This window comes from Pseudomonas sp. 9AZ (assembly GCF_902506525.1).
In the GTDB taxonomy this organism is placed as follows: Bacteria; Pseudomonadota; Gammaproteobacteria; order Pseudomonadales; family Pseudomonadaceae; genus Aquipseudomonas; species Aquipseudomonas peli.
On the sequence record NZ_LR733840.1, the window covers coordinates 3245772 to 3270974 of the forward strand.

Sequence of the window (25203 nt, forward strand, 5' to 3'; positions counted from 1 at the left end):
TAGGGTGCAAGCAACACAGCACTAGCCGCGATAGGGCGCGCCGGCCTTGGCCATGAGTGCGTTGTACTTCTTGAAGATTTCCACCACACGGGCGCAGCGTGGGCTGGTCTTGGCGATTTCATCCCAGAACACCTGGGCTTCGGCCTCAACGGTGGCCCACTCCTCGGCCGGGATTGAAGTCAGCTGCAATTTGCCGCCCTCGACCCGCAGTTGCGCTTCACCACCCCAGTACCAGTGCTGGCGGTAGTAGTTGGAGCTGTCCATGCACAATTTGAACAGGGTTTTCAGGTGCTCGGGCACCTCGGCCCATTTGTCCGAGTTGGCGAAGTAGGAGCCGCACCAAGCGCCGGAGATGTTGTTGGTAAGGAAGTACTTGGTTACGTTGGCCCAACCGACGGTGTAGTCCTCGGTGATGCCGGACCAGGCAATGCCGTCCAGCTCTCCGGTCTGGATCGCCACCTCGACATCTTCCCAAGGCAGGGTCACCGGGATCACGCCAAAGCGGGTGAGGAATTTACCGGCAGTGGGAAAGGTGAAAATGCGCTTGCCCTTGAGGTGCTCAAGCTTGGTGATCGGCTCGACCGTGGCGAAGTGGCACGGGTCCCAGGCGCCGGCACCGAGCCAGGTCACGCCTTTGACCTCGCCATAGGCTTCGGCCCAGATTTCATTGAGCCCGTATTGGTTGAACAACACCGGAATATCCAGGCTGTAACGGGTGGCAAACGGGAAATAGCCGCCGAATACAGAAATATCTACGGGCGCGGCGATGGAGTCGTCATCGCTCTGCACCGCATCAATGGTGCCCTTCTGCATGGCGCGGAACAGCTCGCCGGTGGGCACCAGTTGGTCGGCGTAATAGAGCTGGATTTCCATCTCGCCATTGGCGGCCTTGTTGAAGGCATCAATGGACGGTTTGATCACATGTTCGCCCAAGGCCGCGCCGGCATAGGTTTGCAGGCGCCAGACGATTTTCTTCGGCTCGGCGGCGTAGATATGCGCCGAACCCAATGCCGTTGCCCCTGCTGCCCCGGTTGCTACCGCGGCGGTTTTCAGAAAACTGCGTCTCGTACTCATGCTGTTATCTCCAGGCTTGTCGATTCAGATGGCATACAACCGCACTGCCTGGCCCACGGGGCACTGGCAGGGTTTTCAGAGGGGCAACCTGCACCTGATTGCTCAAAAGCCCTTGAGGATTGCGTACGGCATAAGCGGCGCTGCGCCGCGGCAATCCTCACTGGCTTTGTCGGTACGACTGCGCTGGCCTACAGCTGAAATTCATGTGCTCACCCGCCGTAATGCCACTGCGGCAGCCACAGGGCGATCTGCGGGAAGACCATGACCAGCACCAGCGCCAGGACCATGATCAGCACGAATGGAGTCACCGAAACGTAGATGTCGCGCAGCGAGACTTCCGGCGGAGCCATGGCGCGCATCAGGAACAGGTTGTAGCCGAAGGGCGGCGTCATATAGGCGATCTGGCAGGTGATGGTGTAGAGCACGCCATACCAGACCAGATCAAAGCCCAGCGCACCGACCAGCGGGATATACAAGGGGGCGACGATTACCAGCATGGCGGTGTCATCAAGGAACATGCCCATCAGGATGAACGATAGCTGCATCAGGATCAGCACTTCCCATGGCCCCAGGCCGAGACTGTCGAGAAAGAACGCCTCAATCGCCTTGACCGCACCGAGGCCGTCGAACACAGCGCCGAAGCACAGGGCGGCGAGGATGATCCACATGAACATGCAGCTGATGCCAAGGGTCTTGCGCAGGGTTTCTTCCATCACGCTGCGGGTCAAACGCCCCTTGACCAATGCCATCAGGGTGGCCGCCGCCGCACCAACTGCCGAGCTTTCCACCAGGCTGGTGATGCCCATGAGAAACAGGCCGGTCATGCAGAAGAAGATAAACAGTGGCGCAAAGCCGGCTTTGAGCAGCAGCAGCTTTTCACGCCGACTGATCTGACTGCGCTCCTGCTCAGACAGCGCCGGCCCCAACTCCGGCTGTAAACGGCAGCGAATAGCGATATACAGGATAAACAGCCCGGCCATCAGCAGACCGGGAAACACTCCGGCCAGCCACAACTGGCCAACCGGCTGGCGGGCGATCATGCCGTACAGCACCAGTACCACGCTCGGTGGAATCAGAATGCCGAGGGAGCTTCCGGCCTGAATCACCCCGGTGACCATGATCTTGTCGTAACCGCGGCGCAGCAGCTCCGGCAGAGCGATACTGGCGCCGATGGCCATGCCCGCCACGCTCAGGCCATTCATCGCCGAGATCGCCACCATCAGGCCAATGGTGCCGATGGCCAGGCCGCCATTGAGCGGGCCCATCCAGACATGGAACATTTTGTAGAGGTCTTCGGCCAGCCCCGATTCGGAGAGCATATAGCCCATAAACACGAACAACGGCAGGGTCAGCAGCGGGTACCACTTCATCAGTTTCATGGCCGCACTGAAGGCCATTTCCGAACCGCCATCACCCCACAACAACAGGGCGGCGGCCACGGCAACAAAACCAATGGCACCGAATACACGCTTGCCGGTAAGCAGCAGCAACATCATCGAGGAGAACATCAGCAGGGCGATCAGCTCGTAATCCATTACAGCGTTTCCCCCCGCGCGGCGGCGATGTCCTTGAACAGGGTGGCGATGGCCTGCAGCAGCATCAGGGCGATACCGATGCACATGATGATCTTGATCGGCGCCATTTTCGGCGACCAGGCCGAGTAGCTGGTTTCGTTGTACTCAAGGGCGTACTGAGTTGAAGAAATACCGCCGTAGAGCAGGAACACCAGGTAGAAAATCAGAAAGCCGATGGTGATCGCATCGATGATCGCGCGGGCCCGTGGCGACCAGCGGCTGTAGAACAGGTCCATGCGCACATGAGCATCGAGCTGCATGGAATAGGCGCCGCCAAGCAGGAAGTAAGCGACCATCAGAAACTGCGCCGATTCCAGCGTCCAGGCGGCCGGCATAAAGAACGTCTTACTGATGGAGGAATAGAGCAGCACGCCGAGAATGGCGAAGATCAGGTACATGGCGAAGCGCCCGACAACGCGGTTGAGCGCCTCCACTGCGTGCACAAACAGCCTGATGGCCTTGGGCATACTGCACCTGCCGAATAATTGTTATTCCGAGAGCCTAGACCAAGATTGGCCAAAGCCAATCAGCGCAAGCTGAGGTAGCACAAAGCACGCCAGCTCTTTTATTCAGGCAATCTCTCTCGAAATATCAGCAGCTTAGTGCGCAGTAGAAAGCCGTCCTAAACCCCGACTAGCCCTCTAGAAAGCCCATCAGCACCGCGACGGTGCGAGATGGGTCCTCTTCTTGGGGCACATGCCCCAGGTCGTCGAACAGCACCAGGCGGCTACCCTGAATATCGCGCTTGAAGCGCTCAGCGTTGTCCGGCGGGATCAATTCATCGCGGCCGCCCCAGATAATCAAGGTCGGCACTTTGAGCTCAGCGATGCGCGTGAAGCCCTGCCCGGCTTCGGCCTGGATAAAACGCTGACGCAAGGCTTCACGGTTGCCGGCACGCAAGGTCAGTTCGTAATACCGGTCGATCAGTTCATCGCTGACCTTGCTCGGGTCGCCATAGACGTTACGAATGCTCGCCTCGATCATCTGCCGGGGCAGCAGGTTGGCCATTAGCGGCGCAAGCGCGGGGATCTGCGCCAGGCGAAAACCGATGGGAATGGAGGTGGCATTGCGCGGGTAACCGGCAGCATCCACCAATACCAACCGTTCGACCCGCTGTGGATGGTCCAGGGCAAACTGCCAGGCCAATTGCCCGCCAAAACTGTTGCCCGCTACCACCGCTCGCGGCACCTGCAACTGGTCCAGCACACGGGCAAGGAAGGCGCTGTAGTGAGACATACGGTAATCGCCATCGGGGAAAGGCCCGGTGAGACCGAAACCTGGCAGATCAAGGCTGATCACCCGACGCTTAGCCTGTAACGATGTTACCCAGCCTTCCCAGGTGTGCAAGCTGGCCGAGGTGCCGTGCAGCAACACAATCGGCGCGGGGTCATCGCGCGGCCCCTGGTCGCGCAGGTGCACCAGCATGCCGTCGATGGCCAGAAACTCGGATGGCGGCAAGGCCCAGCGTGGCTTGAGGTCGGCAAGGGAGCGATCCGGCGCCCAGTTCCAGGCCACTGCAGCGACCAGGCTGATCAGCAACAGCAGAACAAGGGATACGGATATCTGCACAACACGTTTCATAGTCGGTACCTGATGGCGGGGCACTGGCAATACTAGCCAACGACGCGGCGCTTGCCTGCTGAGTGCTCTGCATCAATGCGTGGTGCCCGCGTACAAGCCAAAGCGCAGACGAAAAAAAGCCCCGATGTGCCGGGGCTTGAGGAGTGTTGCGCCGTTTTGCGGCGCACACGATAAAACGGGGTATTAGACCAGGCTGGTCAGCGCATCACGACTAAACGGCAGAATGTCCTGTTCGCGGCCATCGCGTACTTTTACCGCCCAATCCGGGTCAACCAGCAATGCGCGGCCTACGGCCACCAGGTCGAACTCCTGCTTGTTCAGGCGCTCCAGCAGGTTTTCCAGGCTGGCGGGCTGAGCCACCTTGTCGGTGTTGACCATAAACTGCAGGAACTCGCCGTCCAGGCCAACGCTGCCAACGGTGATGGTTGGCTTGCCAGTCAGCTTGCGCGTCCAGCCCGCCAGGTTCAGCTCAGAACCGTCGAACTCCGGCTCCCAGAAGCGGCGAGTCGAGCAGTGGAAGATGTCCACGCCAGCATCGCTCAGCGGCTTGAGGAACGCCCCCAGCTCTTCCGGGGTTTGCACCAGGCGTGCGGTGTAGTCCTGCTGCTTCCACTGCGAGAAGCGGAAGATGATCGGAAATTCCGGGCCCACTGCGGCGCGTACAGCCTGGATCAGTTCGATGGCAAAGCGCGAGCGCTGAGCCAGGTCACCGCCGTATTCATCGGTGCGCTGGTTGCTGCCGGCCCAGAAGAACTGATCAACCAGATAGCCGTGAGCACCATGGATTTCCACGCCGTCCATACCAATGGCTTTGGCATCCTTGGCGGCTTGGGCGAAGGCGGCGATCACTTCCTTGATGTCGTCCTGAGTCATGCCGTGCACAACCACGTTGCCTTCTTTAATCTTCTCGCTCGGGCCGTAGCCTGGGACGCTGGCGTCCGGCTCGGTGCCCAGCTTGCGCACATTGCCCACGTGCCACAGTTGCGGAACGATCTTGCCGCCTTCGGCGTGTACGGCCTCGACTACTTTCTTCCAGCCGGCCAGGGCGTCTTCACCATAAAAACGCGGCACGTTCGGGTAACCGTTGGCAGCCTTGTGACCGACGGTGGTGCCTTCAGTAACGATCAAGCCAACACCGGCAGCGGCGCGGCGACGGTAATACTCGATAACCTTGCTGTTCGGCACGCCACCTGGGGAAAAGGAACGGGTCATCGGCGCCATGACCACACGGGTCGGCAGCTCCAGGTTGCCCAGGGTAAAGGGTTGGAACAGCGCTTTAACGGGATCGGTCATCATCATTCCTCGGGGCGGCGAGAGCGCCGCAACTGGTTAAAGGGAGCTTGGGATCAGGCCTGCAACAGCAGCTGCAGGCGTTGGATAAAGTCAGTCAGGGCACGAGTGTTGTTCGCCACCTTGAGCCGGGTCAGCGCGCCTTGCCAGGCATTGGCGATAAAGCTCGCCAGGTTGCGGCAATCCTCATCGGCCGGCAGTTCACCCGCCGCCTGCGCCTGTTCCAGGCAGGCCTGCAGGGTGTCCGCCGAAGCTTGCAAAATCGCATCGACCTGCGCGCCCAGCGTCGGCGACAACTCGGCCATCTCGAAACTCAGGCTGCCAATAAAGCAGTGGTATTCCAGACGCTCCTGACGGGCGAAGTGCTCAACCAGTTCGGTGTAATAACCGAGGATGCGCTCACGCGGGCTGAGCGCCGGATTGCTCAGGGCTTCGGCATAACGCGCCAAGCGCGGCTGATAGACCTGCTGCAAGGCCTGCAGGGCAAAGTCTTCTTTGCTGGCGAAATAGTGATAGAAGGAGCCTTTCGGCACCCCCGCCGCCTGGACGATTTCCTGCACGCCGGCGCCGTGATAACCGCGACGGGTCATCACCTCGGCGCCTTTGGCAAGGATCAGGTCACGCTTGTCGAGTCGGATGCTGGAGTTCATGCCGGCAAGAATATGACCGGTCGTCTCGCCTCGCCCAGCACTATTGATTTGCGTGATTGTTAGCAAGAAGCAGCGCGGGTTTTAGACACGAAAAAGCCGCGAACAGGTCGCGGCTTTGTGGGCAGGCGTAAGCCTTAATCAGTGCTGTACGGGCTGACTCGATGTTAGCCGCGCGCGGCTTTGATCACATCGATGTAGGGTTCGGCAAAGCGTTGATCCTGGATCAGCGCGATAAAGTCATTGCCCTGAGCATCCTTGGCATTCAGGTCGTAGCCGGCAGCGACGAAGAAGCCGACAAAGCGCTCGAAGTCATCGATACGCAGGCCGCGGTAGGCCTTGACCAGCTTGTGCAGCGACGGTGGCGTGGCATCGGCCGGTTCCACACTGAGGAACAGCTTGATCGGCTCGTCACCAATCTCTTCGCCAATCACCTGTTTCTTGTCTTTACGCATCACTCACTCCAGCTAACCAGGCCACACGGGGGCGGCAGTGTACCTCCGGGGCGGGCAAGGGCTCAACGGATGCCGGGCAACCACAGGGTTTAACACGCGTTGAGGCTGGCGCACAGCCGACTTAGGTCAACACAGCCCACCGTACTCAAACCCTATACTGCGCCTATCGAGTTGGGAGTCATTATGTCGCTGCCCTTACCGCCGCTGTTCTCCGCCTGGCGCCAGACCCTACGCGCCGGCTATGGCTGGAAAAACCTGCGCAACGACCTGAGCGCCGGCATTACGGTGGGCATCATTGCCATTCCGCTGGCCATGGCCCTGGCAATTGCCGTCGGCGTGGCACCACAACACGGCCTGTATACGGTGCTGGTGGCCGGCACGCTGATCGCCCTGTTTGGCGGCTCGCGCTTTAACGTCTCCGGGCCGACCGCCGCCTTCGTAGTGATTCTGCTGCCGGTCACCCAGCAATTCGGCCTCGGCGGTTTGCTGCTGTGCACCCTGATGGCCGGACTGATCCTGATTGCCCTCGGGCTGATGCGCGCCGGGCGGCTGATCGAATTTATCCCCTACCCGGTCACCCTGGGCTTTACCGCCGGCATCGGCATCGTCATCGCCACCTTGCAGATCAAGGATCTGTTTGGCCTGCAACTCAGCAGCCAGCCGAACAACTACATCGAACAACTCAATGGCCTGCTACACGCCCTGCCCAGCCTGCAACTGGGCGACAGCCTGGTGGCGCTGGTATGCCTGGCGACGCTGCTGATCTGGCCGCGCTGGGTGCCAAAAATACCCGGGCATCTGGTGGCCCTAACAATTGGCGCACTGCTTGGCCTGCTGCTGGAAAGCCTACAAATTCCCGTGGCAACAATTGGCGAGCGCTTTAGCTACAGCCTGGATGGCGTTGAGCATCCGGGTATTCCACCGTTTCTGCCGAGCTTTATCTGGCCCTGGCACTTACCGGGGGCCGATGGCCAACCATTGGCGGTGAGCTTTGAGCTGTTTCGCCAACTGCTCGCCCCGGCCTTTGCCATCGCCATGCTCGGCGCGATTGAGTCGCTGCTGTGCGCGGTGGTCGCCGATGGCATGACCGGCAGCAAGCACGACCCCAATGGCGAGCTGATCGGCCAGGGCATCGGTAATCTGGTTGCGCCCTTTTTCGGCGGCATCACCGCCACCGCCGCGATTGCCCGCAGCGCCGCCAACGTGCGCGCCGGGGCTTACTCGCCACTGGCCGCGATTGCCCATGCCGGCGTGGTGCTGATCGCCATCCTGTTTCTCGCGCCCCTGTTCAGTTACTTGCCGATGGCGGCGCTGGCGGCCTTGCTACTGGTGGTGGCGTGGAACATGAGCGAGCCGCGGCATGTGCGACATACCCTGCGCATCGCCCCACGCAGTGATGTGCTGGTGCTGCTGACCTGCCTGATTCTCACCGTGCTGTTCGATATGGTGCTGGCCGTGGGCGTCGGCCTGCTGCTGGCCGCTGGGCTGTTTATCAAACGCATGAGCGACCTGACCGACACCGAAGCGCTGCCCAAGCACTTTCACCAGGCGCTTAATGACCTGCCCGAACACGTGCTGGCCTACGCCATTCGCGGCCCGCTGTTCTTCGGCGCAGCAGAAAAGGCCCTGAGCGTGCTCAGGCGCTTTACCCCGGGGGTGAAGGTGGTGATCGTCGATATCAGCGCCGTTCCGCTGCTGGATATGACCGCCATCGCCGCGCTGGACAATGTGCTGCGCGACTACCGCGAACAGCACGTCGCCCTGGTGCTCAGCGGACCAACGCCACAGGTGCGCCTGCAATTGCGCCGCGCCGGCATCGTGCGCGTCGAGGGTGAGCTGGCGTATGTACGCGACCTGGCCCAAGCCAGAGAGAAAGCGTTGCGCTGGCTAACGTCCAAGGCCGATGGGGAAAGAACGGACTAAGTAAATTGTGCGCGCATCCAGGCCTGGTAGTCGGCAACGCCAGGTTCGCCTTCACGCGGTGCCCAACAGGCCTGTTCGCCCTCCCCCACTGGTTTGTAGGGCCCGGCTTTGCATTCGAAGAGAATGCTGTTGGCTTCCAGCGCCACCAGAGCATGAAACACCCCAGGCGGTAGGTCGACGCCGACACACTCGCCACCGGCCTGAAGCACGCGCTTATCCAACACCTCACCGGCGTCATCAAAGATCAGCAGGCCCAGGCGGCCCTTAAGCACCAGCAGCGCTTCGGCCTTGTCCGCCGCAAGATGGCGATGTGGCGGGATATAGGTGTCCGGCTGCAGCCCCACCGCCATGCGGTGGCAGGGCTCTTCCATCTGGTGGAAGTTATGGTGCTGGCGTTGCCGTGGGCTGGCCGCCGCTTGCTCGGCCAGTGCGCCGAACAGGGTCTGATCAAGAAAGCGCGGCCCACTCATACGTCTTACAGCCCTTTAACCGCGTAGATACCCGGCGCATTGCGCCAGTAGCCTTTGTAGTCCATGCCATAGCCAAAAACATAGCGATCAACGCAGGACATACCGACGTAATCGGCTTTGAGGTCCGGACGTGCTTTACGGTCGTGGGTTTTATCTACCAGCACGGCGATGCGCACGTTCTTGGCGCCGGCGTGACGGCAAAAATCGATGATTGCACCGAGGGTGTGCCCTTCATCGAGGATGTCGTCGATGATCAGCACGTCGCGGTCAATAAAGGAGATTTCCGGCTTGGCTTTCCAGAACAGCTCGCCGCCACTGGTTTCATTGCGGTAACGGGTGGCGTGCAGGTAAGACAGTTCCAGCGGGAAGTTAAGCTTGGGCAGCAGCTTGCCGGAGAAGATCAACCCGCCGTTCATCACGCAGAACACCACAGGGTTGCTGTCGGCCATCTCGCTGTTGATAGCGGCCGCCATGCTGTCGATGGCCACCTCAACCTCGGCATTGCTGTGCAGGCAATCGGCTTCGGCCATAACTTGGCGGATATGCGCGAGATCGACGGACATGCTGTTTCCTCTTGGGAGCGGGACACTCAGACCAGAAAGCTGATCGATGCGTCAAAATAAAAGCCGGCAAAGGTACGCATCTGCGTCATGCAGAGCAAGCCCCGACAGACCAACTGCGGCAATTACCCGCAAGCCACGACACGTTAGGCGCTATTTAGCGATATTAGGCCATCTTGGCCCAGCACTTGGCATAGCCAATGCTTTAATCTAGGCCAGTTTTTTACCCGTCCTGCCGGAGACCCCCGCCATGCCCATCCTCGAGATCCGCCATCCGCTGATCCGTCACAAACTCGGCCTGATGCGCCGCGCCGATATCAGCACGAAGAACTTTCGGGAGCTGGCTCAGGAAGTCGGTGCACTGCTGACCTATGAAGCGACCAAGGATCTGCCCCTGGAAAACTACGAGATCGAGGGCTGGTGCGGCACCGTGCAGGTTGAAAAAATCTCCGGCAAAAAAATCACGGTGGTGCCGATCCTGCGCGCCGGCATCGGCATGCTTGAAGGCGTGCTTAGCCTGATCCCGGGCGCCAAGGTCAGCGCGGTCGGTGTGGCGCGCAACGAGGAAACGCTGCAGGCGCACACTTACCTGGAAAAACTGGTGCCGGAAATTGACGAACGCCTGGCGATGATCATCGACCCGATGCTCGCCACCGGCGGCTCAATGGTCGCCACCATCGACCTGCTGAAAAAAGCCGGCTGCAAGGAAATCCGCGCCATGGTCCTGGTCGCGGCGCCAGAAGGCATCAAAGTAGTCAACGACGCGCACCCGGATGTGACCATCTATACCGCCTCCATCGACCAGTGCCTGAACGAACACGGCTACATCATTCCCGGCCTCGGCGATGCCGGCGACAAGATCTTCGGCACCAAACAGAAGGATGCGTAAGCATGCAGGATGAGTACAACGATCCACTCTGGCGTCAGGGTATTTCCGGCGCGCAGATGCTGTTTGTGGCCTTTGGCGCCCTGGTGCTGATGCCGCTGATCACCGGCATGGACCCCAACGTGGCGCTGTTCACCGCGGGTATCGGCACCCTGCTGTTCCAACTGGTAACCGGTCGCCAGGTGCCGGTATTCCTGGCCTCCAGCTTTGCTTTTATCGCACCAATTCTCGCCGCCAAGGGTGAGTTTGGCTTGCCGGCCGTGCTGGGCGGCATCGTCGCATCGGGCCTGGTGTATATCCTGCTCAGCGCGGTGGTAAGGGTCAAAGGCGCGGGCTTTATCGACCGCCTGTTGCCGCCGGTGGTGATTGCCCCGGTGATCATTTCCATCGGCCTGGCACTGTCGCCAGTAGCAGTGAACATGGCCATGGGCAAAGCCGGCGATGGCAGCGCGCAGTTGGTGCCGTATGAAACCGCCATGCTGATTTCCATGTCGGCGCTCATCACCACCGTGCTGGTGGCAGCCATGGGGCGTGGCCTGCTGCGCCTGGTGCCGATCCTCGCGGGGATCATCGTCGGCTGCATCGTCGCGGCGTTCTGCGGGGTGATAGACACCAGCAATATCGCGGCCGCACCCTGGCTGGCGATTCCGGCGTTCGTGACGCCTGAGCTGCACTGGGGCGCGATCCTCTACATCGTCCCGGTGGCTCTGGCTCCGGCGATCGAACATATCGGCGGCGTAGTGGCGATCGGCAGCGTGACCGGCAAGAACTTTATCAAGAAGCCTGGCCTGCACCGCACCCTGCTCGGCGACGGCCTGGCCACTTCGGCGGCCGGTATGTTCGGCGGCCCACCGAACACCACCTACGCGGAAGTCACCGGCGCGGTGATGCTGACCAAGAACTACAACCCGAAGATCATGACCTGGGCGGCCTGCTTCGCCATCGGTCTGGCCTTTGTCGGCAAGTTCGGCACCGCGCTGCAGAGCATTCCGGTACCGGTGATGGGCGGCATTCTCTGCCTGCTGTTCGGCTCCATCGCGGTTGTAGGCCTGAATACCCTGATCCGCCATCAGGTCGACCTGTCCGAAGCACGCAACCTGATCATCGTCTCGGTGACTCTGGTGTTCGGCATCGGCGGCATGGTAATCGGCAACAGCGACTTCGCCCTCTCCGGCATCTCGCTGTGCGCCATCTGCGCCCTGGTGCTCAACCTGGTGCTGCCAGGCGGCCAAGGCTGGCGCAGCAAGACCGTGCTGGAAGAGCCAGACCTGTAACTCGCACCCACTAAAAAGCCCCGCAACTGCGGGGCTTTTTTATTTTTGGGGTACGTCAGGCGGACTGAGCTGACCACTGCTGCAACCGCACCACGCTCTCGCGGTAAGGCTTGAGGCTCATGCTCAGCAGCACAATCGAACTGAACACGGCAATGCTGGTGACGATCAGCAGCGAGTAACGCAGCGCCATGTCATCGGAAAACACATAGTCGGTCACCAGCGCCACCGCCGTAGGGCCGATGCCCAAGCCGATCAGGGTGATGACAAACAGGTAGATTGCCGAGGCTTGGCCGCGCATCGAGTTGGGCATGATTTCCTGAATCGCAGCTGGTGCGACGCCAAATGGCATGCTCATGAAGAACACCGTCGGCGCAGTCAGAATCGCCGCCCATAGCGCCGTTTCCATCAGCGGGAAGGCCAGCACAAAAGGCACCGCGCCAACGGCCGCGTACAGGCCGACACGCATATTGGCGTCGCTGCTGCCGCGCTTAGCCATCCAGTCCGCCAGACGACCACCGAAGACAATGCCCAAACAACCGAACACCGCCACGATACTGCCGTAAACAATACCGACCTGGCCGGCATCCCAACCGTACGTACGAATAAAGAAAGTCGGAATCCAGGCTGCGCTGCCATAACCGGCAAACGCCAGGCCGGCAAAGCCGAAGTTGTGGCAGAGCACAGTACGCCGGTTGGCGCGGATATACCGGCCAACATCCGCCAGCGGTACCGCGACACCAGCCCCGACGCCCCGACGTGCAGGCTCCTTGACCGCCAGCAGGAGCAGGGTGAACAGAATCCCCGCGCCGCCAAGAATCAGAAAGATCAATTGCCAGGGCCGTACTTCACCCAATACCGGCAGCACCACATCGCCTTGAGCCGAGGCGAACTGAATCACCAGGCCACCGAGCAGAAAGGCCAGCCCGGAACCGAGGTAAACCCCCATGGAATATACGCTGATGGCGGTAGCGCGGCGTTCAGCCGGAAAACTGTCGGCAATCAGCGAGTAGGCCGCTGGCGACAACGCCGCCTCGCCGACGCCCACGCCAATGCGGCAGAGAAGAAATTGCCAGTACAGCTTGGCCATGCCGCAGGCGGCGGTGGCGGCACTCCAGAACAACACGCCAAAGGCTATCAAGCCACGACGACTCTTGGTATCGGCCAAACGACCCAGGGGAATCCCGCAAACGGTGTAGAACAACGCAAAGGACAGGCCCATCAACAGGCTCATCTGCGTGTCGCTGATCATCAGGTCACGGCGGATTGGGCCGACCAGCAGATTGAGAATCTGCCGGTCGATAAACGACAGCACGTACGCCACCATCAGGATGGCGACAGTCACCCAGGCACGGGTGGAAGAGGGATAGCCGTTATTGTTGTTGAGCACTGGCAGTCTCCTCGGCACCGTTGGTGCGGTGCACGACGGTTGAAAGAACTGCCAGCTTAGGCTGAGTTGCAGGGCGCTGAGTATCGCTCGTAGGTGTTATTAGCCAGGCGAATGCGCGGCATCCTTTCGGGCGAATAACCGTCACAGCATATTTCTCTAGAGCTGTAGCGGTGCACGCTCGCTGAGGGTTTTCAGGGCAGTGACCCAGCTGGGATGATCATTCAGACACGGCACCAGCTGCAGGCTTTCACCGCCAGCCTCAACAAACTGCTCGCGACCACGATCGCCGATCTCCTCCAGGGTTTCGATGCAGTCGGCGACAAAGGCCGGGCACATCACCAGCAACTTCTTCACGCCCTGCTTGGCCAACTCATCGAGACGTGCCTCAGTGTAGGGTTCGATCCATTTGGCGCGACCCAACCGCGACTGGAACGACACCGACCACTGTTCGGGTTTAAGCCCCATGCGCTGGGCAAATAGCTCGGCGCTGCGCAGGCACTGAGCGCGGTAACAATTGGCCAATACCTCAGGTGAGGCCGTACGGCAGCAGTCGTCGCCCTTCAGGCAATGGCCAGTGGCGTCGAGCTTGTGCAAGTGTCGCTCCGGCAGGCCATGAAAGCTTAGGAGCAAATGGTCGAAATCCTGCTCCAGATAGGGCTTGGCGCTATCCACCAAGGCATCCACATATTCCGGCTGATCATAGAACGGCGGCAGGATGGAAAAGCGAATCGGCAGCTGCTGCTCACGCACCACGCGCTTGGCTTCTTCGATCACCGTGGTGGTGGTGCTGTCAGCAAACTGCGGGTACAGCGGCGCCAACGTGACCTGCTTGATGCCCTGAGCAGCCAGGCGAGTCAGCACGGTTTGCAGCGACGGCTCGCCATAACGCATGGCCAGCTCCACCGGACCGTGGGTCCAGGACGCCTTCATCGCCTGATGCAGGCGCTTGCTCAGCACCACTAACGGCGAGCCGTCTTCCCACCAGATCGAGGCATAAGCATGCGCCGAGGCGGCTGGACGCTTGATCAGAATCAGCGAAACCAGCAGCCTCCGCAGCGGCCAAGGCAGATCAATGACATAGGGGTCCATCAGGAACTGGTTGAGGTAACGACGCACGTCGGCCACATCAGTGGAGGCCGGCGAGCCCAGGTTTACCAACAGCAAGGCGTGATCGGTCATGCAAAGTCCTAATCAGTGGTGGCCGAGCAAATCTGCCAGGGCCACATCCAAATGAGTAAAACGAAAACTGAAGCCAGCCTCCTGCGAGCGCGTCGGCATCGCACGCTGGCCACCGAGCAGCAGCACCGACAGCTCACCCAGCAGCATGCGCAGGGCAAATGCAGGGGCCGGCATAAAGGCCGGGCGATGCAGCTCGCGGCCTAGGGCCTGGCTGAAGGCGCGGTTACGCTCCGGCGTCGGCGCGCAGGCATTATAAGGACCGCGCGCAGAGTCCTGCTGCAGGAGAAAATCAATCAGGGCGATTTGGTCGCTGAGATGTATCCACGGCATCCACTGCCGGCCATTGCCGAGCGGGCCACCCAGGCCAAGCTTGAACGGCAACAGCAGGCGCTTGAGCAGCCCGCCGTCAGCAGCCAGCACCAGCCCCGTGCGCAGTAACACCACACGTATGCCTAAGTCCTCAGCGCGCAGGGCGGTTTCTTCCCAGGCACCGCACAGTTGGGCGGCGAAATCCTTGCTGACGGGCGGCGAATCTTCATGCAATTCACGCTCGCCACCGTCGCCATACCAGCCAACTGCCGAACCGGACAACAACACCTGCGGCTTGTGCGCGCGGCTTTCCAGCCAGGCCAGCAATTGCTCGGTCAGGCCAATCCGGCTGGCCCATAGCAATGCCTTGCGTTTACGCGTCCAGGGCCGGTCGGCAATCGGTGCGCCGGCCAGGTTGATCACGGCATCCAGCGGTTCTTCACCCAGCTCTTCGAGCCGACCAATACCGCGCACCGCGTTCCCGCAGAGCGCCGCGACCTGCTCGGGCCTTCGGCTCCACACCGTCAGTTGGTGGCCTTGCTGCAACCAGTGTCGGCACAGCGCCTGCCCGATCAAACCGGTCCCGCCCGTCAGAAGAATGTGCATAGAAATGCCCTCGTATGACCGTGCTCAATAGGTGACCACCGACGGATTAATCGCGTTTGTGGCTTCAATCCGGCTGCAGGTTGTCTTAACTATAGAAAGGCAGGATCGACTCCGGCATAGCTTATACACAAAAACGATATTGTATAGCTTTTGTCTAAAGCGTAGCCTAAAGCTTGAAAACACGAGGTAGACCATGACCGCTCTTCACCCCATCGCCATCATCGGCACCGGCATCGCCGGGCTGTCTGCCGCGCAGGCGCTGCATGCCGCCGGGCACCCCGTACAACTGTTCGACAAGAGCCGCGGCAGCGGTGGCCGTATGGCCAGTAAGCGTAGCGATGCCGGCGCATTGGATTTGGGCGCGCAGTACTTCACCGCCCGCGACCGCCGGTTTGTCGAGTTGGTGCAGCAGTGGCAAGCGCGTGGCTGGGTCGCCGAGTGGACCCCCAGTCTCTTCAACTTCAACAACGGTCAGCTCAGCGCCTCGCCGGATGAACAAGTGCGCTGGGTCGGCAGCCCGCGCATGAGTGCAATTACTCGCGCAATGCTTGGTGCACTACCCGTGGCCTTCTCCTGCCGCATCACCGAAGTGTTTCGCGGCGAGCAGCACTGGCACCTGCAGGACGCCGAAGGCAACAGCCATGGGCCGTTCAGCCATGTAATCGTTGCCACCCCCGCGCCTCAGGCCACAGCGCTGCTGTCGAGCGTGCCGAAATTGGCTGGCGCGGCGGCCAGCGTGGCCATGGACCCAACCTGGGCAGTGGCCCTGGCCTTCAACAGCACGCTGGAAACCCGCGTGGAAGGCTGTTTTGTACAGGACAGTCCGCTCGACTGGCTGGCACGTAATCGCAGCAAACCCGGCCGCGACACCCAGCTCGACACCTGGGTGCTGCACGCCACCAGCCAGTGGACCAAACAGCACCTGGATCTGCCCAAGGAAGCAGTGATCGAACATCTGCTAGGTGCCTTCGCCGAACTGATCGGCTGCGCTGTGCCGGCCCCGGCTTTCAGCCTGGCGCACCGCTGGCTTTACGCCCGCCCCGCCAGCGCGCACCAATGGGGTGTACTGGCCGATGCCGACCTGGGCATCTATGCCTGCGGCGACTGGTGCCTGTCCGGTCGTGTCGAAGGTGCCTGGCTCAGCGGCCAGGAAGCTGCTCGCCGCCTGCTTGAGCACCTGCAATGACCGCTCGCGCGCGCAACGCACCGGCGAAGCACCGACTCAATCCGCGCAAGCTGCTGTTGTCAAAATGGACAGCGGTGCTGCCGCAGAACCGTGAGAAGCACTTTCTTGTCACCGAGCTGTTCTGCGACGAGGAAGGCACGGTGCTGCAGATCGAACTGCAAGCGGTGCTCAATCAACGCTGTCAGCGGCTGGACTGGCGTGTGTTGGAAAACGCCGAGCACTGGCGCATGGGCTGGACGTAACAGCCTTACACACAAAACCCTACAGTAGTTGTACAAAGATATTGACTTGTACAATTACAAACCTATGATGAAGACAAGTTGTACATCCAACAGGATCTGTACAAGTCGCACATCAGAGGTTGCCCATGAGCCCATCACCACACGCCACTGGCAAACCCAAACTGGGCATTAGCGCTTGCCTGCTCGGCACCGAGGTACGCTACAACGGCGGCCACAAGGAATCGCGCCTGTGCAGCCGCACGCTCAGTGAGTACTTCGACTTTGCCCCGCTCTGCCCAGAAGTGGCGATCGGCATGGGCGTACCCCGCGAGCCCATCCGCCTGGTCGGTGATCCTCAGGCGCCACGCGCCGTGGGCACGGTCAGTCGTGAGGTGGATGTCACCGCACCGCTGGCTGCCTACGGTGAACGCATGGCCAGTGAGTTGACCGATATCTGCGGCTACATCTTTATGCAGCAGTCGCCGTCTTGCGGCTTGCACCGGGTCAAGGTTTACCAGGAAAACGGTCGCCCCAGTGAACCGGGGCGCGGCATCTTTGCTCAGGCATTTTGTGCGCGGCACCCTAACCTCCCGGTGGAAGAAGATGGTCGCCTGAATGATCCAATCCTGCGCGAGAACTTCATCACCCGCGTGTTTGCTTACTCCGAATGGCAACAGCTGTTACGCGATGGCCTGACGCGCAAAAGCCTGATCGACTTCCACTCGCGCTACAAATACCTACTTATGGCCACCAACCCGGTGCAGTACAAACACCTGGGCCGCATGCTCGGCAACCTTGGTCAGCAGGACCTCAACGAACTGGCACCGCGCTACTTCAGCGACTTGATGAGCGCTCTGAAAAGCTGCGCCACCCGTCGCACCCACAGCAACGTGCTGCAGCACCTCAGTGGCTACCTCAAGCAATCACTGAGCAGCGACGAAAAGCAGGAAATGCAGCAGCTGATCGGCCAATACCGTCATGGCGTCGTGCCGCTGGTGGTGCCCATGACTCTGCTTAAGCACCACTTCCGTCGCCATCCTGATACCTATATTGCGCAGCAGGTGTACCTGCAGCCCCACCCGGAAAACCTCAGCCTGCGTAATGCGCTATGAGCCTTGAACCCATGAATGACGGCGCTGCCGCCGACGACTACCAGGCGGCCATTGCCCAAGGCTTTATGCCGATCCGCGATGTGGCACGTATTACCGGCGTTAACGCCGTTACCTTACGTGCCTGGGAGCGGCGCTATGGCCTGATCGTGCCGCACCGCACCCCCAAAGGACATCGCCTGTATGCCGATGAGCATGTCACACGCATCCAGGCGATTCTGACCTGGCTGAATCGTGGCGTGTCGGTCAGCCAAGTCAAAGGCTTGCTACGCGCTGGCCAACCGGCGTTTGCCGAAGCCAGCTCGCAATGGGACACGCGGCGCCAGCAGCTGCAGGAAGCGATCTGCAACCTCAACGAGCGCCGCCTGGACGACTGTTTCAACAGCGAGTTGGCGCTGTATCCGCCCCATACCCTATGCCAACAGCTGCTTCTGCCTTTGTTTGAAGAACTGGAACTGCGTTGGCGCAACCAGTTCGGAGCACAGGCTGAGCGAGTGTTTTTCTATTCCTGGCTGCGCAGCAAACTTGGTGCACGCCTGTACCACAACAACCGCCAGTACAACGGCGCGTCGCTGTTGCTGATCAACGTCTCCGACCTGCCGATGGCCCCTGGTCTGTGGCTGACCGCCTGGCTGGCAAGCAGCGCCGGCTGCCCAGTGGAGGTCTTTGACTGGCCACTGCCACCCACCGAACTCGCCCTGGCGGTTGAGCACATTCAACCGCGTGCGGTGTTGCTGTATTCCAGTCAGGCGCTGAACAGCACCCACCTGCAACGCCTGCTTGGCGGTTACGACTGCCCCTGCCTGCTGGTCGGCCAGGTGGTACAGATTCACGCCGAGGAGCTGGTGGCGATCACCGCGCAGAATGCTGAGCTGAGCCTGGCAGCGGACCCTCTGGCTGCACTGCACAGCCTTACCGATCTCAACCTGCTGCACAGCTGATGGGAAATACCATGCTGCAACTGATGTGGTTTCGTACCGACCTGCGCGTGCAGGACAACAGCGCCCTGGCCGCCGCCATGAGCAGTGGGCCAACCGTGGCGCTGTTCCTGATCAGCCCCAGCCAATGGCTGGCGCACGATGACGCACCGAGCAAAGTCGACTTCTGGCTGCGCAACCTAAACGAACTGGCCACCGAGCTGAGCAAACTCAACGTGCCATTGCTGGTGCGTGAGGCTGACGACTGGAGTGCCGCGCCGCAGGTGATCGGCGAACTGTGCCAACAGCTGCAAATTGGCAGCGTGCAGGTCAATGAAGAGTACGGCGTGCATGAAAGCCGCCGCGATCAGGCCGTAGCGAAAACCCTTGATGGCTTGGGAATAAATTTCCGCAGCCACCTGGATCAACTGTTCTTTAAGCCCGGCAGTGTACTGACCAAATCCGGCGGCTACTTCCAGGTGTACAGCCAGTTCCGCAAGGTCTGCTATCAACGCCTGCACACGGCCCTGCCGGCACTGATCGCCACGCCCAAGGCGCAGGCGCCGCTGGCGATCCAACAGGATGCGATCCCTGAGCACGTTACCGGCTTCGCCCTGCCCCCGACGGACTTGCGTGACCTGTGGCCCGCCGGAGAAGCCGAGGCCGCGCGGCGCCTGGATGCGTTTGCCGCGCAGCAGATCGACTTCTACCAAAGCGCCCGCGACTTCCCCGCACAGCCCGGCACCAGCCAGCTGTCCGCCTACCTGGCTGCTGGCGTAATCTCGCCACGCCAATGCCTGCATGCAGCCTTGCAGGTTAATCAGGGCGAGTTCGACAGCGGCAACGTGGGGGTGATTACCTGGATCAACGAACTGCTCTGGCGCGAGTTCTACAAGCACATCCTGGTGGGCTACCCGCGCGTGTCCATGCACCGAGCCTTCCGCCCGGAAACCGAGGCCGTAGCCTGGCGTGATGCACCGCTGGAGCTGAAAGCCTGGCAGGAAGGTCGTACCGGCTTTCCGATCATTGATGCGGCCATGCGCCAACTATTGGCTACTGGCTGGATGCACAACCGCCTGCGTATGATCGTGGCCATGTTTCTCACCAAAAACCTGCTGATCGACTGGCGCGAGGGCGAGCGATTCTTTATGCGCCACCTGATTGACGGCGACCTGGCGGCCAATAACGGCGGCTGGCAATGGAGCTCCTCCACCGGCACCGATTCGGCGCCGTATTTCCGCATCTTCAACCCGCTGAGCCAGTCACAGAAATTCGATCCAGATGGCCGCTTTATCCGCCAATGGCTGCCTGAGCTGGTGGGGCTTAATAAAACCAATATCCACAACCCTGCTGGGATGGGCGGTTTGTTTGGTATCGCCGACTATTCGACGCCAATTGTCGACCTGAGCAAGAGCCGCGCGCGCGCGCTGGCCGCATTCAAAAGCCTGCCGCACTTTGCCGGCGAGGTGGCCCTGTGAGCGACTTTCTGCGTCAGTTCGCCCAAGACTTTGCCGGGCTGAACAAAGACAATCTCGATCGGCTGGGCCAGCTGTACAGCGACGACGCGTTGTTCTGCGACCCGCTGCATGAAGTGCGCGGACTGGCCAATATGCAGCGTTACTTCGGCGACATGTACGCTAACGTCAGCGAACTGCGCTTTGACTTCTACGGTTTTGACCAGGTGCGCGACGGTGAAGGCTACCTGCGCTGGACCATGAGTTACCGCCACCCACGCCTCGCTGGCGGCCAACTGATCCGCGTGGAAGGTTGCTCGCACCTGCTGTGGCAGGACAAGGTCTATCGTCACCGTGACTATTTCGACGCCGGCAGCCTGCTCTACGAGCATCTGCCCTTACTCGGCTCGGCAATTCGCTGGCTGAAACGGAGGTTGGCATGAACGCGAACGCACGGCGCATCTGGCTCACCGGCGCCAGCAGTGGCATTGGCGCTGCCTTGGCCGAACAACTGCTCGAACAAGGTCATCGCCTGGCCCTCAGCGCACGCAGCCTTGAGCCTTTGCAGGCACTGGCCAAGCGCTATCCGCAGCAAGTACTGGTGGTGGCCGGCGACCTCAGCGATGCCGCCCAAGTACGCGCCATCGGCGAGCACATTGCCCAGGTATGGGGGGCGCTGGACTGCGCCATCCTTAATGCCGGCACCTGCGAATATGTCGAGGTCAGCGCCTTCGAGGCGGCGATGGTCGAACGCGTGATGCGCGCCAACCTGCTCTCGGCCAGTTACTGCATCGAAGCCGCCCTGCCCTTATTGCGCCTGGGTAACCGCGCTCAGCTGGTAGGGGTGGGCAGCTCGGTGACGTTCATGCCACTGCCACGTGCAGAAGCCTACGGTGCCTCCAAGGCCGCCATGCGCTACCTGATGGAAGCGTTGCGCATCGACCTGCACGCCGAGCACATAGCCGTTACCCTGGTCAGCCCCGGGTTTGTCGACACCCCGCTGACGCAGAAAAACGACTTCCCCATGCCGATGCGCTGGCCGGTTGAAAAAGCCGCGCGCTATATCGCCGAGCGCCTGCACCAGCAGCCGTTTGAAATCAATTTCCCAGGCCCGTTTATCGCCATGCTCAAACTGCTCGGCCATTTGCCCAAGCGTGTGCAGGTGGCCATCGGCGCCAGTATGGCCCGCACTGAAGCCAAGACTAAGGACAGCCAATGAAGATCGCCATTATCGGCAGCGGTATCGCCGGTTTGACCAGCGCTTACCTGCTCAACCGTAACCACGCCATCACGGTGTTCGAAGCCAGTGACTGGATTGGCGGTCACACCCATACCGTGGATGTACAAGTCGGTGGTCAAAGCTATGCCGTGGACACCGGTTTTATCGTGTTTAACGACTGGACCTACCCCAACTTCATCCGCCTACTGAGCCAGCTCGGCGTGGGCTTCAAGGCTACCGAGATGAGCTTCTCGGTCAGCGATCCCATCAGCGGCGTGGAATACAACGGCCACAACCTCAACAGCCTGTTCGCTCAGCGTCGTAACCTGCTGTCGCCGAAATTCTGGGGCATGGTGCGCGACATCCTGCGCTTCAACCGCGAGGCGCTGAACGACCTTAATCAGCAACTCATCGCCAGTGATATGACCCTGGGCGATTACCTCAAGGACAATGGCTACAGCGAGCGCTTTATCCAGCATTACATCGTGCCCATGGGCGCCGCGATCTGGTCGATGTCGCTGAATGACATGCTCGGTTTCCCGCTGCAGTTCTTTGTGCGCTTCTTCAAAAACCACGGTTTGCTGTCTGTCAGCGACCGCCCGCAGTGGTGCGTGATCGAAGGCGGCTCCAGCAGCTATGTGGCGCCGTTGACCGAATCGTTCAAGCAACACATCCGCCTGAACTGCGCAGTGACCCGAGTTGAACGCGATGGCGACGGTGTGACCGTGCACAGCGCTGCCGGTAGCGAGCGCTTCGACAAAGTGGTGTTTGCCTGCCACAGCGACCAGGCCCTGGCGTTGCTGGCCGCGCCGACGTCAACCGAACAGGCCATCCTCGGTGCACTGCCCTATGCCGATAACGACGTGGTGCTGCACACCGACACCCGCCTGTTGCCGAAACGGCCACTGGCCTGGGCCAGCTGGAACTACCGCCTCGGCGGCCCAGTGGATCAGCCCGCCGCCGTCACCTATGACATGAACATCCTGCAAGGCATCCAGAGCGACACCACCTTCTGCGTCAGCCTGAACCAGACCGCCGCAATCGACCCAAGCAAAATCCTGGCGCGCTACACCTATGCCCACCCGCAATACAGCCTGGCCGGCATGGCCGCACAGGCGCGTTGGGAAGAGCTGCTCGGTGCCAACCACAGCTACTTTTGTGGTGCCTACTGGGCCAATGGTTTCCACGAAGATGGCGTGGTCAGCGCGCTGCGCGTGGCTCGTGAATTCGGCGAAGCACTCTAGTGAACAGCACCACGGCACTGAACAGCGCCCTGTACAGCGGCTGGGTACAGCACCGGCGCTTTGCCCCGCGGCTGCATAACTTTCGCTATCGCATGGGCCTGCTCTACCTCGATCTGAGTGAGCAGGAGGCTGTGCTTGCGCTGTCGCCCTTGGCCGGGCACGGCCGCTTTGCGCCCTTTGCTTTTCGCGAAACAGACTACTTGCCGCAGTTCACCGGTGCTGGTATCCGCCTGGTCGATGCCGTGCGCCAACGCGTCACTGAAGCGTTGGGCCGCACGCCCCTGGGCCGCATTTGCCTACTAACCCAGCCGCGCAGTTGGGGGTTGAGTTTCAACCCGGCGAGTTTTTTCTACTGCCATGAAACCGATGGCCGCCTGGCAGCGATTCTCTGCGAAGTGAGCAACACGCCCTTCCGTGAGCGTTATCACTACGTGCTGCCGGCCGAGGGTGAGGGACACCTGCATGTTGCTGTGGCCAAGGCGTTTCACGTCTCGCCTTTTCTGCCGCGCGAGCTGGAATACCGCATGAGTTTCAGCCCGGCCGGTGAGCGTCTGGGCATTCATATGGCCGACTGGCAAGGCGAGGAAAAACTCTTCGACGCCAGCCTCAGCCTGCAACGCACTGAACTCAACCGCGCCAGCCTGCACCGTTATTTGCTGCACTTTCCCTGGATGACTGGCAAGACCGTGGCCGCCATTTACTGGCAAGCCCTGCGCCTGCTGCTCAAACGTATTCCCCTGTTCACCCACCGGGCCGCTGAAGGTGATTTCCGCGTCGCCCGCCCCGCATCAAAGGACGCCCTCCATGAAAAGCTCTAGCCTGACCTCCGCCAAACATGTGGTGCGTGCCGGCAGCGGCATTGGTGCCAGCCTGCTGCGCCGTGCGGTACTGCGCCAGCTGAAACAACTGCGCCATGGCCAGCTGGTGATCGTTGAAGGTGATGAACGCATGGAATTCGGCGATGCCCACTCCAGCCTCAGTGCCGAGATTCAGGTGCAGGATGGTGCGGTCTGGGGGTTGGTGGCCGGCAATGGCTCGATCGGCTCGGGTGAAGCCTATATCCACGGTTACTGGACCACTCCGGACCTGACCGCGGTGATCCGCGTATTCGTCAGCAATCTCGACGTCCTCGACGCCATGGAAAGCGGCCTGGCTCAGCTGGGTCGTCCGCTGATCCAGGGCCTGCACTGGCTTAATCGCAATACCCGCAAGGGCTCGCGCAAGAACATCTCGGCGCATTACGACCTCGGCAATGATCTGTTTGAACAGTTCCTCGATCCGACCATGATGTATTCGGCGGCCATGTTTCGCAGCGCCGATGACAGCCTTGAGCAAGCGCAACTTAACAAGCTGGAGCGCATCTGCCAGAAGCTTGCCCTCAAGCCCAGCGACCACCTGCTGGAAATCGGCACGGGCTGGGGCAGCATGGCGATCTACGCCGCGACCCATTACGGCTGTAAGGTGACCACCACCACCTTATCGCGTGAGCAGTACGCCTACACCGAACGACGCATTCAGGAGCAAGGCCTGCAAGGGCAGATCACCCTGCTGCTGGAGGACTACCGCGACCTGAGCGGGCAGTTCGATAAGCTGGTATCGATCGAGATGATCGAGGCCGTTGGCCATCGTTTCCTGCCCACCTACTTCCAGCAATGCGCCAACCTGCTCAAGCCCGACGGCCTGATGCTGCTGCAGGCCATCACCATCCGTGACCAGCGCTATGAACAGGCGAAAAACGCGGTGGACTTCATTCAACGCTACATCTTCCCCGGTGGTGCCTTGCCGTCGGTGAATAAAATGCTGGAAATCATCAGCGCCAAAACCGACATGAACCTGCACCACATGGAAGATTTCGGCCTGCACTATGCGCGCACCCTGCGCATCTGGCACGACAACCTGCGCCAGGCACGGCACAAGCTGGAGCAGCAGGGTTATGACGACTACTTCTTCCGCCTCTGGGAGTTCTACCTGTGCTACTGCGAGGGCGGCTTTATCGAGCGCACCATCGGCACCGCGCAGCTGTTGCTGGCCAAGCCGGCGGCACGTCCAGCTCCGCTACTGGGAAACTTCAATGCCTAAATTGATCGTCAACACCCTGCTATTTCAGCTTGGCTGGTTTGCCTGCGTCTTCGGCGGCGACAGCCTGTGGCTGCTGAGTGTGGCAGCGATGCTGGCGGTGCACCTGCTTTGGACCAGCAGCTGGGCGGCAGAAGGCAAGCTGCTGATCACGGTGTTTCTCGCTGGCAGCGCGCTGGACAGCTTCCTGCTCAACCTCGGCGTGTTCGATTTCGGCGAGCCCCGCACATTGATCCCGCTGTGGCTGGCCAGCCTGTGGCTGCTGATGGCCACCACGCTCAACCACTGCCTGGCCTGGACCGCGCAACCCTGGTGGCGCGGCAGCCTGCTCGGCGCGATTGGCGCACCGCTGTCCTATTACGGCGGCGCGCAGATCGCCGGCGTCGGCCTGCCCTACGGCACCTGGCAAAGCCTGCTGCTGATCGGCGCCATCTGGGCCGTGGTGATGCCCGTGCTGCATGGCTTCGCCAAGCTTTATCGCAGCCAGTACGAGCAACGCTTGCGCACACGCCAGTCGGCGTAGCCGGCAAGCGCCACATAACGCCGATGGACAACGCCCTAC

26 protein-coding genes are annotated in these 25203 nt (G+C 60.9%); 14 read left to right on the forward strand and 12 right to left on the reverse strand.

What is annotated here, in order from left to right:
• Positions 1–21 precede the first annotated feature (21 nt).
• The 7 genes from ALTER154_RS15235 to ALTER154_RS15265 form a co-directional block, all read right to left on the reverse strand.
• On the reverse strand, positions 22–1074 hold the full coding sequence (locus ALTER154_RS15235; protein WP_160088285.1) for a TRAP transporter substrate-binding protein: 1053 nt from the start codon (positions 1072–1074) through the stop codon (positions 22–24).
• 209 nt (positions 1075–1283) lie between these two features.
• The gene (locus ALTER154_RS15240) at positions 1284–2609 is read right to left on the reverse strand and encodes a TRAP transporter large permease subunit (RefSeq protein ID WP_160088287.1); all 1326 of its coding nucleotides are present in this window, start codon (positions 2607–2609) and stop codon (positions 1284–1286) included.
• Entirely contained in the window at positions 2609–3115 is a 507-nt protein-coding gene (locus tag ALTER154_RS15245) for a TRAP transporter small permease subunit (protein ID WP_160088289.1), read from the reverse strand. The genes ALTER154_RS15240 and ALTER154_RS15245 overlap by 1 nt, the downstream gene beginning before the upstream one ends.
• Positions 3116–3281: 166 nt before the next feature.
• The gene (locus ALTER154_RS15250; RefSeq protein WP_160088291.1) at positions 3282–4229 is read right to left on the reverse strand and encodes an alpha/beta fold hydrolase; all 948 of its coding nucleotides are present in this window, start codon (positions 4227–4229) and stop codon (positions 3282–3284) included.
• A gap of 183 nt (positions 4230–4412) precedes the next feature.
• Positions 4413–5522, reverse strand: a complete 1110-nt coding sequence (locus tag ALTER154_RS15255; protein WP_160088293.1) for an NADH:flavin oxidoreductase — start codon at positions 5520–5522, stop codon at positions 4413–4415.
• Between the two features lie 53 nt (positions 5523–5575).
• Positions 5576–6169 carry a TetR/AcrR family transcriptional regulator gene (locus tag ALTER154_RS15260; protein WP_160088295.1) on the reverse strand — a complete coding sequence of 198 codons (594 nt, stop codon included), beginning with the start codon at positions 6167–6169 and terminating at the stop codon, positions 5576–5578.
• A 164-nt stretch (positions 6170–6333) separates the two neighbouring features.
• The gene (locus tag ALTER154_RS15265) at positions 6334–6621 is read right to left on the reverse strand and encodes a PA4642 family protein (RefSeq protein WP_160088297.1); all 288 of its coding nucleotides are present in this window, start codon (positions 6619–6621) and stop codon (positions 6334–6336) included.
• Positions 6622–6804: 183 nt separating this feature from the next.
• Between ALTER154_RS15265 and dauA the strand changes: the two genes are divergently transcribed.
• A complete protein-coding gene (gene dauA / locus ALTER154_RS15270) occupies positions 6805–8544 on the forward strand; it encodes a C4-dicarboxylic acid transporter DauA (protein WP_178126345.1) in 1740 nt (579 codons plus the stop codon).
• On the opposite strand, the gene ALTER154_RS15275 is transcribed toward dauA, so the two are convergent.
• Positions 8541–9014, reverse strand: coding sequence for a WbuC family cupin fold metalloprotein (locus ALTER154_RS15275; protein ID WP_160088299.1), 474 nt, complete (start codon positions 9012–9014; stop codon positions 8541–8543). The two genes, dauA and ALTER154_RS15275, sit on opposite strands and share 4 nt — an antisense overlap.
• A gap of 5 nt (positions 9015–9019) precedes the next feature.
• Positions 9020–9577 (reverse strand): hypoxanthine-guanine phosphoribosyltransferase, encoded by a 558-nt coding sequence (locus ALTER154_RS15280; RefSeq protein ID WP_160088301.1) that lies wholly within the window; start codon positions 9575–9577, stop codon positions 9020–9022.
• A gap of 247 nt (positions 9578–9824) precedes the next feature.
• On the opposite strand from ALTER154_RS15280, the gene upp reads away from it, so the two are divergent.
• Positions 9825–10463 (forward strand): uracil phosphoribosyltransferase, encoded by a 639-nt coding sequence (gene upp, locus ALTER154_RS15285; protein ID WP_160088303.1) that lies wholly within the window; start codon positions 9825–9827, stop codon positions 10461–10463.
• A 2-nt stretch (positions 10464–10465) separates the two neighbouring features.
• The gene (locus ALTER154_RS15290; protein ID WP_160088305.1) at positions 10466–11734 is read left to right on the forward strand and encodes a uracil-xanthine permease family protein; all 1269 of its coding nucleotides are present in this window, start codon (positions 10466–10468) and stop codon (positions 11732–11734) included.
• A 55-nt stretch (positions 11735–11789) separates the two neighbouring features.
• On the opposite strand, the gene ALTER154_RS15295 is transcribed toward ALTER154_RS15290, so the two are convergent.
• The 3 genes from ALTER154_RS15295 to ALTER154_RS15305 form a co-directional block, all read right to left on the reverse strand.
• Complete coding sequence (locus ALTER154_RS15295; protein ID WP_160088307.1) at positions 11790–13121, reverse strand: MFS transporter; 1332 nt, start codon at positions 13119–13121, stop codon at positions 11790–11792.
• 156 nt (positions 13122–13277) lie between these two features.
• Positions 13278–14300, reverse strand: coding sequence for a ferrochelatase (gene hemH / locus ALTER154_RS15300; protein WP_160088309.1), 1023 nt, complete (start codon positions 14298–14300; stop codon positions 13278–13280).
• A gap of 12 nt (positions 14301–14312) precedes the next feature.
• Positions 14313–15215 carry a TIGR01777 family oxidoreductase gene (locus ALTER154_RS15305; protein ID WP_160088311.1) on the reverse strand — a complete coding sequence of 301 codons (903 nt, stop codon included), beginning with the start codon at positions 15213–15215 and terminating at the stop codon, positions 14313–14315.
• Between the two features lie 193 nt (positions 15216–15408).
• Here ALTER154_RS15305 and ALTER154_RS15310 point away from each other — a divergent pair, with 193 nt between their 5' ends.
• The 11 genes from ALTER154_RS15310 to ALTER154_RS15360 all read left to right on the forward strand — a co-directional run bounded on the left by ALTER154_RS15310 (position 15409) and on the right by ALTER154_RS15360 (position 25164).
• Complete coding sequence (locus ALTER154_RS15310) at positions 15409–16401, forward strand: NAD(P)/FAD-dependent oxidoreductase (RefSeq protein WP_160088313.1); 993 nt, start codon at positions 15409–15411, stop codon at positions 16399–16401.
• The gene (locus tag ALTER154_RS15315; RefSeq protein WP_160088315.1) at positions 16398–16643 is read left to right on the forward strand and encodes a TIGR02450 family Trp-rich protein; all 246 of its coding nucleotides are present in this window, start codon (positions 16398–16400) and stop codon (positions 16641–16643) included. The genes ALTER154_RS15310 and ALTER154_RS15315 overlap by 4 nt, the downstream gene beginning before the upstream one ends.
• 125 nt (positions 16644–16768) lie before the next feature.
• The gene (locus tag ALTER154_RS15320) at positions 16769–17734 is read left to right on the forward strand and encodes a DUF523 and DUF1722 domain-containing protein (RefSeq protein WP_160088317.1); all 966 of its coding nucleotides are present in this window, start codon (positions 16769–16771) and stop codon (positions 17732–17734) included.
• Entirely contained in the window at positions 17731–18672 is a 942-nt protein-coding gene (locus ALTER154_RS15325) for a MerR family transcriptional regulator (RefSeq protein ID WP_372239931.1), read from the forward strand. The genes ALTER154_RS15320 and ALTER154_RS15325 overlap by 4 nt, the downstream gene beginning before the upstream one ends.
• A gap of 14 nt (positions 18673–18686) precedes the next feature.
• On the forward strand, positions 18687–20126 hold the full coding sequence (gene phrB, locus ALTER154_RS15330) for a deoxyribodipyrimidine photo-lyase (protein ID WP_160090162.1): 1440 nt from the start codon (positions 18687–18689) through the stop codon (positions 20124–20126).
• Entirely contained in the window at positions 20123–20545 is a 423-nt protein-coding gene (locus ALTER154_RS15335; protein WP_090251474.1) for a nuclear transport factor 2 family protein, read from the forward strand. Before phrB ends, ALTER154_RS15335 begins: the two co-directional genes overlap by 4 nt.
• Positions 20542–21321: an SDR family oxidoreductase gene (locus tag ALTER154_RS15340; protein ID WP_160088319.1), complete on the forward strand. Its 780-nt coding sequence runs from the start codon at positions 20542–20544 to the stop codon at positions 21319–21321. Before ALTER154_RS15335 ends, ALTER154_RS15340 begins: the two co-directional genes overlap by 4 nt.
• Positions 21318–22565, forward strand: coding sequence for an NAD(P)/FAD-dependent oxidoreductase (locus tag ALTER154_RS15345; RefSeq protein WP_160088321.1), 1248 nt, complete (start codon positions 21318–21320; stop codon positions 22563–22565). Before ALTER154_RS15340 ends, ALTER154_RS15345 begins: the two co-directional genes overlap by 4 nt.
• Positions 22566–22582: 17 nt before the next feature.
• A complete protein-coding gene (locus ALTER154_RS15350) occupies positions 22583–23383 on the forward strand; it encodes a DUF1365 domain-containing protein (RefSeq protein WP_160090164.1) in 801 nt (266 codons plus the stop codon).
• Positions 23370–24644, forward strand: coding sequence for a cyclopropane-fatty-acyl-phospholipid synthase family protein (locus ALTER154_RS15355; RefSeq protein ID WP_160088322.1), 1275 nt, complete (start codon positions 23370–23372; stop codon positions 24642–24644). The genes ALTER154_RS15350 and ALTER154_RS15355 overlap by 14 nt, the downstream gene beginning before the upstream one ends.
• Positions 24637–25164, forward strand: coding sequence for a DUF2878 domain-containing protein (locus tag ALTER154_RS15360; protein WP_090251463.1), 528 nt, complete (start codon positions 24637–24639; stop codon positions 25162–25164). The genes ALTER154_RS15355 and ALTER154_RS15360 overlap by 8 nt, the downstream gene beginning before the upstream one ends.
• Positions 25165–25203: the final 39 nt, after the last annotated feature.